The sequence below is a fragment of the Flintibacter sp. SJQ-8 genome, assembly GCF_054108085.1.
In genome coordinates, this window is sequence record NZ_JBPJWR010000008.1 from 112,753 (window position 1) to 127,031 (window position 14,279).

Sequence of the window (14,279 nt, forward strand, 5' to 3'; positions counted from 1 at the left end):
GATCTTGCCGTTTGTTTCCTATGTGTTCGCTGCGATGTCCGGCATCTGTCTTGTCGGCGGAATGGCTCTGCTTTCGACCGGAAAGGGGTGCTGAAATGGACGAGCTGGAGCGTTTTATCGCAGGACTTGATTACGTCCTCGATACGAAGCGCAAGCGTCATATTATGGGCGGGATTCTGCTGAGTGCATCAATGCTCTTTGGCGGTCTCGCCCTTACCGTTATGACCATCAAAGTCGATGAGGAGGAATCCGATGAATAACAAATTGGTCTTCGGCCTCGGCCTTATCATAGGCGGAGCGGCCGGAGTTGCCGTCTCATGGCAGTATTTCAAAACGAAATATCAGGAGATTTCGGACGAAGAAATCGCGTCGGTCAAAAAGACTTTTGCCAGGCGTGAACCGGTCGAGATCGACCCCGATATGCAGAACAAGGCAGAGCAGGCGCGGGAAAAACCCGATATCGCCACTTATGCGAATATTCTGAAGGAAAACGGATATCGCGATTACAGCAATGCGGAGTCGCAGAAAAAGCCCGAAAAACATCCGGTAGAGATCGAAGAGGATAAGCCCTATGTGATCTCGCCCGACTCCTTCGGAGAAATGGATGACTACAATCGCATCAGTCTGACTTATTATGCCGATGGCGTGTTGGCCGATGAAGATGACGAGGTCGTTGACGACGTGGATGCGACTGTCGGAAGCGATGCTCTGAACCATTTTGGAGAGTACGAGGATGATTCCGTCTTTGTCCGCAATGACAGTCGGAAGTGCGACTATGAGATTCTTCTTGACACACGGAATTATGCCGATGTAGTCAAGAAGAAGCCTCGTGTAATGGAGGACTAATGTGACGAAAAACGAGCTTGTCAATGCATATTTTGAATGGATGTGCCAGCTCGTCTATGACCGCGGATACTGCAAGCGTTTATCCTATTGGAAGCTATTGGCGCGGCTTCATGACACTGCATTCGCTTATTCAGTGCCCATGGACGGCAATCGGATGGAAGATGGGATAGACCTGCGGTATCGGTTCGGTCGTGAAAACGGTTATAGAGATGCCATGATCGCGGCGTATCTTGACGATAGCCCTTGCAGTGTTCTTGAAATGATGACCGCTTTGGCGGTGCGTTGTGAAGAACACATTATGACTGACCCGGATGTTGGAAATCGAACCGGTCAATGGTTTTGGCAAATGATTACCAACTTGGGCCTCGGCGACATGACAGACTCGAAATTTGACCGAAAGTATGTGGACCTTGTTATCCAACGCTTTCTGGATCGAACATATGAGCCTGATGGCAAGGGTGGGCTGTTTACCATTGAGCATTGCCCGTATGACTTGAGAACCGTCGAAATCTGGTATCAACTGTGCTGGTACCTGGACAAATTGATTTGAAAGGAGCTGCTTAAAAATGGCCGAAACGAAGATTTATATTTTTGCCGATACCGCAAAGTGTACTAAGGCAATCAAAAGCGTTGCTGGACGGCTGAAAAAGACGAATCGCAATCTCACGCTTACGATTTTTGCAATGACTTGCTATATCGTGTTGTCTGAGATGGACCGCTGGGAACAGAAAAAAAAGCTGAAAGAACTCAGCGAGAAAATTGAGGATATGAAGCGCCCGAAGGGAGAGTAAACAATGCGATGATCGACTTTTTGATGATTTCAACGCGTAGTACAAAGCGCGGCGTAATCGAAATCTATCCCAAGTTCATTATCAAAAAAAGCTCCGATCTGATGATTCGAGGTGGTGACTTTTACGCTATCTGGATTGAGGAACGTGGTTTATGGTCCACCGATGAGCAGGACGCCTTGCAGCTCATAGACCGCGAATTGGATAGATATGCGGAAGAGAACCGCCAGCGCTTCGACGCAACCGTAAAGATCCTGCACATGTGGGATGCGGAATCCGGCATGATCGACTCGTGGCACAAATACTGCCAAAAGCAGATGCGTGACTCATTTCACATGCTGGATGAAAAATTGATATTTTCCAATACCGAGACCAACAAGAAGGACTATGCCAGCAAGCGGCTGAGCTACCCTCTTGAACCGGGTGCTCTGACGGCTTACGAGAAGCTGATGTCAACGCTTTACATTCCAGAGGAACGGAATAAAATCGAGTGGGCCATCGGCTCTATCGTTTCCGGAGACTCCAAAAAGCTCCAGAAGTTCATGGTGCTGTATGGCGCGGCGGGTACGGGTAAGTCCACGATCCTGAACATCATTCAGCAGCTTTTCGAGGGATATTACTCCGTATTCGACGCAAAGGCTCTCGGCTCATCCAGCAATTCCTTTGCGTTGGAGGCATTCAAGAGCAATCCGCTTGTGGCAATTCAGCACGACGGCGATCTCTCAAAAATCGAGGACAATACGCGCCTGAACAGCCTTGTTTCTCATGAGCTGATGACCGTCAACGAGAAGTTCAAATCGACCTACTCCAACCGTTTCAAGTGCTTCCTCTTCATGGGCACCAACAAACCGGTAAAGATCACCGATGCCAAGTCGGGCCTGATCCGACGGCTGATTGATGTATCGCCCTCTGGAGAAAAGCTGAGCCCCAAGGAGTACAAAGCCACGGTAAAGCAGGTCGGTTTTGAACTCGGAGCCATCGCCTATCACTGTCAAGAGGTTTATTTGAACAACCCCGGACAGTACGACGATTATATTCCGATCACCATGCTGGGAGCATCGAACGACTTTTATAACTTTGTTGTCGACTCCTATCACATCTTCAAAAAAGAGGATGGGACGACACTCAAAGCAGCATGGGCCATGTATAACACCTATTGCGAAGAGGCCAAGGTGGGGTATCCATTTTCTCAGCGCGTATTCAAGGAGGAGCTTAAAAACTACTTCCACGAGTATAAAGAACGGTTCAACCTTTCGGACGGTTCCCGTGTGAGAAGCTATTACAGCGGATTTCGGACGGAGAAATTCGAGGATCAGACCGTTGGAGAGAAAACAGAGGCAAAGCCCCACCTGCTTCGACTCGAAAGCACGAAATCCATACTCGATGCCATGTGTGCAGATTATCCGGCACAATACGCAACCGACAATGGAACCCCCTTCAGGAAGTGGTCGACGGTCAAGACAAAGCTGCATGATCTGGATACCTCCAAGCTCCATTATGTCAAGCTTCCTGAAAATCATATCGTAATCGACTTTGATATTCCGGATGAAAACGGCAACAAGTCCTTTGAACGGAATGTCGAGGAGGCAAGCAAGTGGCCGCTGACCTATGCGGAACTCAGCAAAAGCGGCTGCGGCGTTCACCTGCATTATATTTACAGCGGAGATCCATCAAAGCTGAGCAAGGTATATGACGACCATGTTGAGGTCAAAGTGTTCACCGGCAACAGCTCCCTCCGCCGCAAGTTGACGAAGTGCAACGACTTGCCTGTCGCTACGATCAGCTCCGGTTTACCGTTGAAAGGAGAAGATAAGATGGTAAATTTTGACGGGGTAAAAAACGAGAAAGGGCTTAGAACGATCATCAAGCGCAATCTCAATAAGGAATACCATCCCGCAACAAAACCCAGCGTTGATTTCATTTATAAGGCGCTGGAAGACGCTCACGCAAGCGGTATAAGCTATGATGTGACGGACATGCGTCCTGATATTTTGGCTTTTGCTGCACAGAGCACGAACAAATCCGATTATTGCATCAAGTTGGTAAACAAAATGCAGTTCAAATCGGAAAGTCCTTCTGAAACCGCAAGAAATGATGAGGCACAGCTCGTCTTTTACGATGTTGAGGTTTTCCCTAATCTGTTCCTTGTAAACTGGAAGATCGAAGGCGAAGGAAAACCGGTTGTTCGGATGATCAACCCGACACCGACCGAGATCGAAGAATTGATGCGGTTCCGTTTGGTGGGGTTCAACTGCCGACGGTATGACAACCACATTCTCTATGCTCGGCTGATCGGCTACACCAACGAACAGCTCTATAACCTATCTCAGCGCATCATCAACGGCAGCGCAAATTGTTTCTTTGGGGAAGCGTACAATGTTAGCTACACAGATGTTTACGATTTCTCCAGTAAGAAGCAGAGCCTGAAGAAGTTTGAGATCGAGTTGGGCATTCATCATCAGGAACTCGGTCTGCCGTGGAATCAGCCCGTCTCCGAAGAACTTTGGACGAAGGTCGCGGAATACTGCGACAACGACGTTATTGCCACCGAGGCGGTGTTCAATGCCCGCAAGGCAGACTTTGTGGCGAGAGAGATCCTGGCAGATGTGGCCGGCATGACGGTCAACGACACCACAAACTCGCTTACCACAAGAATTATATTTGGCGGCAATCGGAAACCCCAAAGCCAGTTTAACTACCGAGACATGGGCGATGAGAGTCAGGTGTATGATCCGGACGATCTTCCCTTCACTTTCGGTCCGAATGACCCCGACCGCTTTACGGTATTCGACAAGCTCAATCGCCCCATCTTTCCCGGTTATAAGTTCAATCATGGAAAATCCACCTATCGCGACGAAGAAGTCGGCGAGGGTGGATATGTTTATTCCGAGCCCGGAATGTATGGGAACATTGCTCTGCTGGATATTGCATCCATGCACCCCAGCAGCATCATTGCCGAAGAACTGTTCGGGCCGGAGTATACGAAGCGGTTTCAGGAGATCAAGGATGCCCGCGTAGCCATCAAGCATAAGGATTTTGATAAGGCCAAGAAAATGCTGGGCGGCGCTTTGGCAAAGTACCTGACCGATGAGACTGCTGCGGACAATTTAGCACAGGCTCTGAAAATCGCGATCAACTCGGTCTACGGACTGACTTCGGCTGCATTCGAGAACCCATTCAAGGACAACCGCAACAAAGATAACATCGTGGCCAAGCGCGGGGCTTTGTTCATGATCAATCTGAAGCACGAGGTTCAGCGCAGAGGCTACAAGGTCGCCCATATCAAAACGGACTCTATCAAGATCCCGGACGCAGATATGGAAATCATTCGCTTTGTCACGGACTACGGCAAGAAGTATGGTTATATTTTCGAGCACGAAGCCACCTACGATCGTATGACTCTGGTCAATGACGCCGTTTATATTGCCAAGTACGCAACTGTGGAGCATTGCTGTGAGCTTTATGGCGAAGCCTATGTCAACCAGAGCAAGGATGTCGTCAAAGACTGCAAAAAACATGGCGGCCAGTGGACCGCAACCGGTACGCAGTTCCAGATCCCGTATGTGTTCAAGAAGCTGTTCTCCCACGAGGAGATCGAGTTCCGGGATATGTGCGAAACCAAGTCCGTGTCCAGCGCTTTATATTTGGACATGAATGAGGGTATGCCCGATGTGTCCAAGCTGGAAGCTGAGAGGGACAAACTTTGGAAGCAGATCAACGACCCGACTCGGCTGAACGAGCAGATGAAATCGGAATGTGCTCGTGTAGAAGAACTCACTTCCGAAATTACCAAGGGTCACAACTATGTGTTTATCGGCAAGGTTGGTCAGTTCTGTCCTATGAAAAATGGCTTTAACGGAGGCGTTCTGTTGCGGGAAACGACCAGCAAAACCGGAGAGAATGGATATGCTGCGGCAACCGGCTCAAAGGGGTATCGCTGGTTGGAGTCCGAGATGGTCAAAAGCCTCGGAAAAGAAAACGGAATCGACCGTTCCTACTATGACGCTATGGTTGATACCGCGGCCAATGATATTTCCAAGTACGGCGACTTCGAGTGGTTCGTTTCGGACGATCCCTACATTCCGCAGGATACTCCGCCCTGGTTTGGAGCCGGAGATCCACATGAAGAAGACAGCACACCGTTTGATGTGCGCTAATATTTGAGAGGAGATTTTTTATGTCTTACAGAACCGTTGATAACATCATCATTGAAAACGCCCACATCCTGTTCCGCAATTTCTCCGGTAAGGAAGACAAGTACAACCGCGCTGGCGACCGCAATTTCTGTGTCATTATCGACGACCCCGACCGTGCGCAGCAGCTCTCCGAAGAGGGCTGGAACATCCGTGTTCTCGCTCCCCGCGAGGACGGCGAGGCGCCGCGTCACTACATTCAGGTGGCGGTCAGCTTCAAGAACATTCCGCCCAAGGTCATTATGATCACCCGGCGTGTTCAGACGCCTTTGGACGAGGAGTCCATCGAGGCTCTGGATTACGCGGAGATCCGCAATGTCGACCTGACCATTCGCCCCTATTGCTGGGAAGTCAACGGCAAGGAGGGCGTCAAGGCATACCTGAAAAATATGTATGTCACGATCGAAGAGGACGAATTCGCGGCTAAGTACGCTGCTGAGGAAGGTCCCGAAGAGTAATCAACAGCACGGAGCGTCGGTTAGAAATAGCTGGCGCTCCTTTTCTTTTTTGAAAGGAGAAAAATCATGCTGTTTTGGAAACCCAAACCTAAGAAAAAGGCTAAAAAGCCAACGGCAAAGAGACAGATTGCTCCATCGGCAATCGAGCTACCAAAAGATATTCCGCATATCACGATTCCAAAGCCTGAAAAATCCGCAGTAAAAGGGTCTACTGTCACACAAGCCAAAAAGCCACGCCATTATCAGAAAGAATTTCTTACGACTTTCAAGCAGATCGCCTCTGCCGGATACCGTTCTTTTGAGGTTTGGAATGATTTTGTCGTAATGGCCGCCTGTGCGCTGTCAAATCCTGTCGATAAGACCCACTTCGAGGAGCGGGAGAAAAGATATTTGAAAATCATCCGCAAATACCGGAAAAAAGAACAGGCGTTGTTTCCCGAACTGCTTGCTCACACCGTTATGGCCTTGGAAGAAAACCCCGAACAGGATTTTCTCGGAAGTATGTATATGGAGTTGGATCTCGGCAGTAAGCGGCTGCAACAGATATTTACACCGTACCATATTTGCCAGCTTATGGCGACGATAACGATGGAGAATGTTGTCGAGCAGGTCAAAGAGCATGGTTATATTTCGGTCAACGACCCATGTTGCGGCGGCGGAGCAACATTGATTGCCGGCGTCAATGAGGCCAGAAAGCAACTGGAAAAAGCCAATTTGAACCACCAGAACCACGTTCTTGTCGTCGCGCAGGATATTGATGAATGTGTGGCTCTTATGTGCTATATCCAGCTTTCGCTTCTCGGCGTTGCCGGGTATGTCAAGGTTGGCAACAGTCTGACCGAACCGATGACGACCGGAGATAAGCTCGATCATTACTGGTTCACGCCTATGTACTTTTCCAACATATGGACAATGCGACGGATATTCCGAGGGTTTGATGCCCTCATGAACGAGAAAGGAGACAAGCTGTGAAAGCACGGGATTATTTCGAGAAATACGATACCCTCATTATGGAGGAACAAAAAAACGGCGAAATTGGCACAACCAAAAAACTGCTGCTGGAAATGTCCGATGAGGTTACTGCCGTTTGTAAACAACGAAAAGCGGTTAAGGATGAAGCTGTTATTGCCGTCCTGAAAGAGATTAACCAGAAATGGAACGCAATCTGCCGTATGTATGAGAAAAAATACGGCGTTTCTCCGTTGAACTATGATGCGTTTCGCTGTTATTGGATGACGGCTATGCCCGAACTCGCAGGAAAACTTTGATCATGGCCGGTATCTCATTATACGATCATCAGCTCGATGCTGTCGGAAGGATGAAAAATGGATGTATCCTTTGCGGCGGTGTTGGCAGCGGAAAATCGAGAACGGCGCTGGCTTACTACTACGAGAAAAACGGCGGTCAGCTAAATACCACAAAGTATGTCCGTATGCGGCAGAAGCCAAAAGACCTTTACATTATCACCACAGCGCGAAAACGGGACACTCTGGAATGGGAGGGTGAGCTTTCACCGTTCCTGCTTTCCACAAATCCCGAAGCAAGCGCCTACCCCAATAAAGTCGTTGTGGACTCGTGGAACAACATCGCCAAGTATAAAGGCGTAGCGAATGCTTTCTTTATATTTGACGAACAACGTGTTGTCGGGTATGGGGCATGGACAAAAGCGTTTCTGAAAATCGCCAAGTCAAACGATTGGATACTATTATCCGCTACTCCGGGCGACACTTGGCAAGATTATATTCCTGTGTTCATCGCCAACGGCTTCTATCGCAATAAGACGGAATTCGTAGATAACCATATCGTCTACGATTGGCGAGCCAAATTCCCGAAGATTGATCGCTATGTCAACACGGGTCGTCTGGTTCGCTTGCGGAACAACATTCTCATTACGATGGACTTCGAGCGAAAGACCGTTCGTCACCACGAGGACATCTTCGTTCGGTATGACATTTCCGCCTACAAGGACATTACGAGAAACCGCTGGAACATCTGGGAGGAACGCCCGATTGAAACTGCTTCGGAACTGTGCTATGCGTGGCGTAAAATCGTCAATTCAGACGAATCCCGGCAAATTGCCCTGCTGGAGATCATCGAGGACCATCCAAAAGCCATTATATTCTATAACTTCGACTACGAATTGGAGATCCTGAAAAGTCTCTACTATGGCGAAAAAACCGAAGTTGCGGAATGGAACGGGCACAAGCACCAACCAATTCCGAAGGGCGATAACTGGATCTACCTGGTTCAGTACAATGCCGGAGCCGAGGGGTGGAACTGTATTTCGACCGACACCATTATATTTTACTCCCAAAACTACTCCTACAAGATGATGGAACAGGCATCCGGACGCATTGACCGGCTGAACACCAAGTTCACAGACCTTTACTATTTTCATTTGAAATCCAGGAGCGGCATTGACCTCGCCATCAGTCGTGCACTCAGCGAAAAGAAGCAATTCAACGAGCAACGATATGTGACTAACGCGACAAAACCGTTAAGGAGGGTTATTTAATATGAATGATGAAAACTTGCAGGAAGTCTATTACGACCGTTACTGCAAAACTTGTGAGCACAAGAAACTGCCGGAAGAGGCCGATCCGTGCGACGAGTGCCTAAGCAATCCGGTCAACTACGCTACGCACAAGCCTATGAATTGGGAGGGTAAATAGCGGAAAGCCCGCAGAATCGACAAAAAGTAACCGTTGATATTTGAAAGGAGAAACCTAATGAAAAAAGATACCAAACTCATTCTCATTGTTCTCGCTGGCATTTTGGCGATTGTCCTTCTTTGCATTTTTGCTGTGCAGGGCACTCAGAACAAGGCCTTTACCTTGGAAGAACAGGTCAATACCGCACAGTCTGATATTCGCGTCCAGGAAAAACGGCGAGTTGACTTAGTCTACAACCTCGCCGACTGTGTCATGCAATATGATAAGCACGAGGCCGAAACTTTGACCGCCATTGTAGAGGGGCGCGGAAGTTCTGGAGATATTGAAAATGTTGCAACAGCTATCACTGCTGTATCCGAGGCCTATCCAGAACTCAAGTCAAACGAAAACTATAAGGAACTTATGAATGAGCTCTCCATCACCGAGAACCTGATTGCAGAATACCGCAGTAATTTCAACAAGCAGGTTAAGGAATACAATCGCTATGTACGGCAATTTCCTGCTCGTCTCTTTCTCAATATTCTCGGTTATGAAACGCAAACCTATGACTACCTCGACTACAATGCTCCCGTTGATGCTCCGCAGAACCTATTCGGAGATTGACTATGCGTAATTTTGAAATTACAAAAAGAGAAGTTCTGGCCAGTATCTCGATTATTGCCGTCATGATACTGGTCGGGATTCTTATTTCGGCCAAAATAACGGAACGTCAAATGGATAGGAATGAGGTCTATAACAAGGCGGTCAAAATTGATAGTCAAGAGACGTTTTCCTATGGCATGAGAACAAATGTCGGGAACGCATTCGTCTATGGGATACTTGAAGCACTCGACCCTGTTTCTTATCCAGAGATCGACGGCTCCTATATGTATGTCGAAAAAATCAAAAAGCTCTATACGATGCATACTCGCACAGTTGCACATATGGATGCAAACGGAAACACTACATATACCATCGAAACCTATTGGAGTTGGGATTATGCCGGAGAAGAGTCAAAGGCAGCGTCAACTGTTTCTTTCTGTGAAGCTACTTTTCCAATTTCCAAATTTGAACTACCCGGAACGAGATACATTGATACCATATACGAATCCGGTCATGTTCGGTATGAATACTATGGCATCGGTATCACACATACAGGAACCATCTTTACAACCCTTTCTGACAACACTATCTCTGATAGTAGTCCATTTTATGAGGATTTAACTATTGATGAGGCCGTTAACAGGCTTGAAAAAGGTGTCGGTACCACTGTATTCTGGATATTTTGGATTATAGGAACTGGCGTGATAGTTTTCAAATTCTACGAACGAGAAAACGAATGGCTCGAATGAGAATCTATTTTGAAAGGAGACTTCCAAATGACCACTGTTTATATCGGCGAACGGCAGAGCGGCAAAACCACAACGCTTATTGAAATGTCTGAAAAGACTGGTGCGACTATCGTCGTGGCCACCTATTCAATGAGCAAATATATTCAAATGGCTGCGGCTCAGATGGGTAAGAAGATCCCTGTTCCCATCACGGTTACCAATTACATCCGGCTTCTCGCAAGCGGCGGACTCGGTAAATCGCAGAAGTATCTCGTTGACGAGCTTCAAATGATGCTTGAGCAAATGAATGTTGAGGCTGCTACGGTCGATAGTCACTATGTTGAGGTTCTTTCCGATCCGCAGAAAGAAGGTTTGTAATGGCAGGAATCAACATGAACGTGGAATTTACCACTCGTTTTTGCGAAGTCAAGGGCGAGCTCGGATATTTTCATCTTTGGGAACAGTGGAGCAATGTTGTCGATGCCAGCCCTCTTCGTGGCGGCCACCCTGGTGGACAAATCGGGCAGGTTTATGGGATCGTCGAATTCAGAGATGGTGTTCGTCGGGTTGACCCATCATCCATCAAGTTTTGCGATGAAAAAAATGCCGTGCTTTGTGAGATGAGTAAAACGCCATGAACATTTGGATTGGAACCGACCTTGCGGCTGATATTTTAGGCTCCGTAAAAGATACGCCAGGCGATAAAGTTGCACAGGTCATTGTCAAAAACGCCAACGAACCTTACTATAAAGGGATTTGTTCAGATGCTAAAAGATGCGGAGTCGAGATCATTACCGCAGAAAAACTTGTTCACAACTGTACTTATCCAACCATATCGCTAAATCCATATATTCGGGTTCCCGATGCGATCAATCTGGATGGCGGATATTTGACGCCTTGCACAGCCGAAGCGTCCATGCGTTTGCTTCGACGTTACGGTTTTATTTTTCAGGGTGCAGATGTTCTTTTGTTAGGTCGATCGGAGCGAGTTGGGGAGCCACTATCACATTTATTGACGAGAGCCAACGCAACCGTTACAATCGCACACAGTCTCACAAAGTCGTCTTCTATTTGGAGATTAGCCCAAAATGCTGACCTAATTATATCTTCTGTTGGAAGAGCCGACTTTACGGAGTTGGAATTGAAACCGACCGCTACAGTTGTTGATATTGGTGGAGATTTCGTTGGTATATCCGGTATTCAAAATTATGTTCCATTTATCGGTGGCGTTGGACCCGTGACTCGGGCCATTCTTATGGAACATATTCTTAAATTCAGGAGATTTAAGGAGGATAAAAAACAATGCTGAAAATTGAAAACACCGAGGTTATGGGCTGGGAGCACGCCATTCGTGGTATGCGGAATCCTAAGAACTCTTGGGAGAAGAGTGATTCTAATTGGAGATATATCGCTCCAGTTCAGAGGGAGAATCATATTTTGGCTTCTTACTCTGATGATACTGAATTTTGGATTGGTCCGAATGATGCAGATTTGATGAACCGACTGAGAAATGCCGGCACCGATCACCGTAAGTTCATGCGGATGATTACCGTCTATCTGGATATCACTGCTCCGCTGTATTGGTGGAAGGAGTTCAAGACATATCGTGCCGGTAAAAGGTTTGGTGATGATGAGCCTGACATTATCGACGACGGCTACTTAGAGTATGACATCGAAATGAACTCCTGCTCTACGATGCACAAAATCGCGGATAAGGAATTCACACTGGACGACTTCAGCCATGAGCATCTGAATTGCGAACCCTATCACCGTAACTGGATTGAGAGTGCAACCGTCGATGAAGATATCACTTCGCCACACAAGGTATGGATGACGCCTCTTGATATTCTTAGATGTACGATCGAGATGCTAAACGCATATCGCGAAAGCTACCTTGAAACCAAGGATAAGCAGGATTGGTGGCAGATGATCCAGCTCCTGCCGAGCTCGTACAATCAGCGACGGACGGTTATGCTGAACTATGAGGTTCTGGCCAACATGTATAAGTCCCGCCGCAATCACAAGTTGGATGAGTGGCATACCTTCTGCGACTGGATCGAGAGCCTGCCGTATAGCGAATTGATTACTGGTAATGGCAATTCTGCGCCTGAAAATTCTTATTGTAGCGGAAGGAGATAACATGACACCCAATGAATATCAGAAAGAGGCACTTCGGACAGCTTCCGGAATGTCTCAGGAATATCCTCGTATCCTCAACGGCCTTATGGGGCTGAATGGCGAGGCTGGAGAATGCATTGATATTCTCAAAAAGCATCTGTTCCAAGGCCATGATCTGGACCGCGAACACATGGCAAAGGAACTTGGCGATGTTGCATGGTATCTGGCGGTTAGTGCGGACGCTATCGGGTATGATCTGGAAACGATCTTTCAGATGAACATTGATAAGCTTCGTGCTCGCTACCCAGACGGCTTTGATGCTGAGCACAGCTTACACCGCAATGCAAATGATATTTGAAAGGAGAAGCAAAATGATCAAAAATATGGAACTCGCACAGGTACGCCGCGGAGAATCCTTTATCCTCGATGGCGTAAAGTTTGTCAAGCTGGATGAGGACGCTCACGCATCTTTCGTGCTGACCGCCGACGTTTTTCCCAAACACATTCCGTTCGAGCATAAGGACGCTGAGCGAAAAGACCACGACAATTTCGTCGGCAGCTATCTCCAGAAGCACGTTGATATTTGGCTGCATCAGGGGCATCCCAATATCTCCAAGGCTGTTGTCGAGCGCCCCATTAACCTGCTTTCCATGTGCGGTGAGACAATTTACGGCACACCCTGCGTTTTCGGACGGGTATTGACGCTGGATGAATACCGCCGTTATCGCAAGTACATTCCGCTTGCATCTGACTGGTACTGGCTTGCGACTTCTTACTCCCCGAACTCCAGCAACGGCTACGGCGCGTTCTTCGTGTACACTGATGGGAGCGTCAACTACAACGACGTATACATCGGCAACTACTGCGCTCGTCCCGCTTTGTACCTTGAATCTTCAATCTTGGTTTCCGTAGAGGTTGAAACCGATGACATTGAGAAGATGCAGGATAAGGTTACGGCGCTTCAGCGAGAGACTTTAACAGCCTGCAAAAACGCGGAGCTCATTGCTGAACTGTTCCGCAGAATTCCCGGCGTACAGGAGGATTGAGACCATGTGTAGTAAATTGTATGCCGACGGCGAGCTTGCGGCAACCCCTTATGAAACGGACAAAGTGCTCCGTCATCGCGAGCTTTGCATGGGGCTGAATGTGCTTTACGCGAAAAAGAACCACGACTACGGCGACAGCTTCCACCAGACCTACATTGAAGAAGGAATGGCAATGCCACGCATTCGCTTGGGTGATAAGTTCAGCCGTTTTAAGACGCTCTCCCGCATTCTCTCCTCGGACAGCGATCAGCAGGCTGTGACAGACTTTGGGAACTGCACACGCAGCTCGGCCTTGGTCCAAAGCGTCTGAAGAAGTTCTTTGACGGCTTTTCCGATGCTTTGAACGCGCTGGTCAACCGCTATGAAATGGATATTTCGGACGATGTCTGGCTCTGCACGCACAAGCTGAAAGAGATTGGTGTGGATGTAGAGGACTGGTACCGACAAAAAGAATAGGAGGTGTTTTGGCTTGCCCCAGAACAATCCGCATAAGAACAAAGAGGGCTATTCCGACCCGACAGCGTATGAAGCCCTGCGAAAAATCGACGAGGAGGATGCCCGTTTTCACAGACTTCTTGACACGATCTTCTATCTTTGCGAGCTGGCAGGCTTCCGAATCGAAGGCCGTATTGTGCTGACGGACAAGCGAACCGGCCGTATTTGGAGGTGAAAAACTGCTCGATTTTCTGCCCACTTTTGGGTTTTGAAAAGTGGGCTTTGCCCGGAAAAACGTGGGCAGAGAGTGATTTTGGCCGAATTTTTATGCCCCCGATAAGCGTTTTCGGACGAAAAAATGGCCATTTGCCCACTTTCTGCCCACTTTTGAAACCCCTATTTGGCCACGAAAA

Annotated in this window: 20 protein-coding genes; all 20 read left to right on the top strand. The window is 48.0% G+C overall.

Going from position 1 to position 14,279, the window contains the following annotated elements; genetic code table 11:
* Positions 1–95: 95 nt before the first annotated feature.
* The 20 genes from ACSAMP_RS05380 to ACSAMP_RS05475 all read left to right on the top strand — a co-directional run bounded on the left by ACSAMP_RS05380 (position 96) and on the right by ACSAMP_RS05475 (position 14,101).
* Positions 96–260 carry a histidine kinase gene (locus ACSAMP_RS05380; RefSeq protein WP_147562124.1) on the top strand — a complete coding sequence of 55 codons (165 nt, stop codon included), beginning with the start codon at positions 96–98 and terminating at the stop codon, positions 258–260.
* Complete coding sequence (locus ACSAMP_RS05385) at positions 253–846, top strand: hypothetical protein (RefSeq protein ID WP_147562125.1); 594 nt, start codon at positions 253–255, stop codon at positions 844–846. Before ACSAMP_RS05380 ends, ACSAMP_RS05385 begins: the two co-directional genes overlap by 8 nt.
* Position 847: 1 nt before the next feature.
* Positions 848–1,396 carry a hypothetical protein gene (locus tag ACSAMP_RS05390; protein WP_457799763.1) on the top strand — a complete coding sequence of 183 codons (549 nt, stop codon included), beginning with the start codon at positions 848–850 and terminating at the stop codon, positions 1,394–1,396.
* Between the two features lie 16 nt (positions 1,397–1,412).
* Positions 1,413–1,637, top strand: a complete 225-nt coding sequence (locus tag ACSAMP_RS05395) for a hypothetical protein (RefSeq protein WP_147562127.1) — start codon at positions 1,413–1,415, stop codon at positions 1,635–1,637.
* 8 nt (positions 1,638–1,645) lie between these two features.
* Positions 1,646–5,791 (top strand): DUF5906 domain-containing protein, encoded by a 4,146-nt coding sequence (locus ACSAMP_RS05400; RefSeq protein WP_457799764.1) that lies wholly within the window; start codon positions 1,646–1,648, stop codon positions 5,789–5,791.
* Between the two features lie 20 nt (positions 5,792–5,811).
* Positions 5,812–6,285, top strand: coding sequence for a hypothetical protein (locus ACSAMP_RS05405; protein WP_147562129.1), 474 nt, complete (start codon positions 5,812–5,814; stop codon positions 6,283–6,285).
* 66 nt (positions 6,286–6,351) lie between these two features.
* Complete coding sequence (locus tag ACSAMP_RS05410; RefSeq protein ID WP_418690834.1) at positions 6,352–7,257, top strand: N-6 DNA methylase; 906 nt, start codon at positions 6,352–6,354, stop codon at positions 7,255–7,257.
* Positions 7,254–7,553: a hypothetical protein gene (locus tag ACSAMP_RS05415; protein WP_418690833.1), complete on the top strand. Its 300-nt coding sequence runs from the start codon at positions 7,254–7,256 to the stop codon at positions 7,551–7,553. Before ACSAMP_RS05410 ends, ACSAMP_RS05415 begins: the two co-directional genes overlap by 4 nt.
* Positions 7,554–7,555: 2 nt before the next feature.
* Positions 7,556–8,800, top strand: a complete 1,245-nt coding sequence (locus tag ACSAMP_RS05420; RefSeq protein ID WP_418690832.1) for a DEAD/DEAH box helicase family protein — start codon at positions 7,556–7,558, stop codon at positions 8,798–8,800.
* Between the two features lies 1 nt (position 8,801).
* On the top strand, positions 8,802–8,957 hold the full coding sequence (locus tag ACSAMP_RS05425) for a hypothetical protein (protein ID WP_418690831.1): 156 nt from the start codon (positions 8,802–8,804) through the stop codon (positions 8,955–8,957).
* Positions 8,958–9,014: 57 nt separating this feature from the next.
* Positions 9,015–9,560, top strand: a complete 546-nt coding sequence (locus tag ACSAMP_RS05430) for a LemA family protein (RefSeq protein ID WP_418690830.1) — start codon at positions 9,015–9,017, stop codon at positions 9,558–9,560.
* A gap of 2 nt (positions 9,561–9,562) precedes the next feature.
* Positions 9,563–10,288 carry a hypothetical protein gene (locus ACSAMP_RS05435; RefSeq protein ID WP_457799765.1) on the top strand — a complete coding sequence of 242 codons (726 nt, stop codon included), beginning with the start codon at positions 9,563–9,565 and terminating at the stop codon, positions 10,286–10,288.
* A gap of 27 nt (positions 10,289–10,315) precedes the next feature.
* Positions 10,316–10,645 (top strand): hypothetical protein, encoded by a 330-nt coding sequence (locus tag ACSAMP_RS05440; RefSeq protein ID WP_418690828.1) that lies wholly within the window; start codon positions 10,316–10,318, stop codon positions 10,643–10,645.
* Positions 10,645–10,905, top strand: a complete 261-nt coding sequence (locus tag ACSAMP_RS05445) for a hypothetical protein (RefSeq protein ID WP_147562136.1) — start codon at positions 10,645–10,647, stop codon at positions 10,903–10,905. The genes ACSAMP_RS05440 and ACSAMP_RS05445 overlap by 1 nt, the downstream gene beginning before the upstream one ends.
* Positions 10,902–11,576: a hypothetical protein gene (locus tag ACSAMP_RS05450; RefSeq protein ID WP_418690826.1), complete on the top strand. Its 675-nt coding sequence runs from the start codon at positions 10,902–10,904 to the stop codon at positions 11,574–11,576. Before ACSAMP_RS05445 ends, ACSAMP_RS05450 begins: the two co-directional genes overlap by 4 nt.
* Positions 11,570–12,406, top strand: a complete 837-nt coding sequence (locus ACSAMP_RS05455) for a hypothetical protein (RefSeq protein WP_457799766.1) — start codon at positions 11,570–11,572, stop codon at positions 12,404–12,406. Before ACSAMP_RS05450 ends, ACSAMP_RS05455 begins: the two co-directional genes overlap by 7 nt.
* Before the next feature lies 1 nt (position 12,407).
* A complete protein-coding gene (locus tag ACSAMP_RS05460; RefSeq protein ID WP_147562139.1) occupies positions 12,408–12,743 on the top strand; it encodes a nucleoside triphosphate pyrophosphohydrolase family protein in 336 nt (111 codons plus the stop codon).
* Between the two features lie 13 nt (positions 12,744–12,756).
* Positions 12,757–13,431, top strand: coding sequence for a hypothetical protein (locus ACSAMP_RS05465; RefSeq protein WP_457799767.1), 675 nt, complete (start codon positions 12,757–12,759; stop codon positions 13,429–13,431).
* Between the two features lie 4 nt (positions 13,432–13,435).
* Complete coding sequence (locus ACSAMP_RS05470; protein ID WP_457799768.1) at positions 13,436–13,741, top strand: hypothetical protein; 306 nt, start codon at positions 13,436–13,438, stop codon at positions 13,739–13,741.
* Between the two features lie 159 nt (positions 13,742–13,900).
* Positions 13,901–14,101, top strand: coding sequence for a hypothetical protein (locus ACSAMP_RS05475; RefSeq protein WP_418690822.1), 201 nt, complete (start codon positions 13,901–13,903; stop codon positions 14,099–14,101).
* Positions 14,102–14,279 lie beyond the last annotated feature (178 nt).

Excerpts from the sequence above, each read along its gene's own strand:
- ACSAMP_RS05435 (WP_457799765.1), top strand. The coding sequence starts at position 9,563 with ATGCGTAATTTTGAAATTACAAAAAGAGAAGTTCTGGCCAGTATCTCG.
- ACSAMP_RS05405 (WP_147562129.1), top strand. The coding sequence starts at position 5,812 with ATGTCTTACAGAACCGTTGATAACATCATCATTGAAAACGCCCACATC.
- ACSAMP_RS05380 (WP_147562124.1), top strand. The coding sequence starts at position 96 with ATGGACGAGCTGGAGCGTTTTATCGCAGGACTTGATTACGTCCTCGAT.
- ACSAMP_RS05450 (WP_418690826.1), top strand. The coding sequence starts at position 10,902 with ATGAACATTTGGATTGGAACCGACCTTGCGGCTGATATTTTAGGCTCC.
- ACSAMP_RS05430 (WP_418690830.1), top strand. The coding sequence starts at position 9,015 with ATGAAAAAAGATACCAAACTCATTCTCATTGTTCTCGCTGGCATTTTG.
- ACSAMP_RS05470 (WP_457799768.1), top strand. The coding sequence starts at position 13,436 with ATGTGTAGTAAATTGTATGCCGACGGCGAGCTTGCGGCAACCCCTTAT.
- ACSAMP_RS05410 (WP_418690834.1), top strand. The coding sequence starts at position 6,352 with ATGCTGTTTTGGAAACCCAAACCTAAGAAAAAGGCTAAAAAGCCAACG.
- ACSAMP_RS05400 (WP_457799764.1), top strand. The coding sequence starts at position 1,646 with ATGATCGACTTTTTGATGATTTCAACGCGTAGTACAAAGCGCGGCGTA.
- ACSAMP_RS05440 (WP_418690828.1), top strand. The coding sequence starts at position 10,316 with ATGACCACTGTTTATATCGGCGAACGGCAGAGCGGCAAAACCACAACG.
- ACSAMP_RS05425 (WP_418690831.1), top strand. The coding sequence starts at position 8,802 with ATGAATGATGAAAACTTGCAGGAAGTCTATTACGACCGTTACTGCAAA.
- ACSAMP_RS05455 (WP_457799766.1), top strand. The coding sequence starts at position 11,570 with ATGCTGAAAATTGAAAACACCGAGGTTATGGGCTGGGAGCACGCCATT.
- ACSAMP_RS05395 (WP_147562127.1), top strand. The coding sequence starts at position 1,413 with ATGGCCGAAACGAAGATTTATATTTTTGCCGATACCGCAAAGTGTACT.
- ACSAMP_RS05420 (WP_418690832.1), top strand. The coding sequence starts at position 7,556 with ATGGCCGGTATCTCATTATACGATCATCAGCTCGATGCTGTCGGAAGG.
- ACSAMP_RS05445 (WP_147562136.1), top strand. The coding sequence starts at position 10,645 with ATGGCAGGAATCAACATGAACGTGGAATTTACCACTCGTTTTTGCGAA.
- ACSAMP_RS05385 (WP_147562125.1), top strand. The coding sequence starts at position 253 with ATGAATAACAAATTGGTCTTCGGCCTCGGCCTTATCATAGGCGGAGCG.
- ACSAMP_RS05465 (WP_457799767.1), top strand. The coding sequence starts at position 12,757 with ATGATCAAAAATATGGAACTCGCACAGGTACGCCGCGGAGAATCCTTT.
- ACSAMP_RS05460 (WP_147562139.1), top strand. The coding sequence starts at position 12,408 with ATGACACCCAATGAATATCAGAAAGAGGCACTTCGGACAGCTTCCGGA.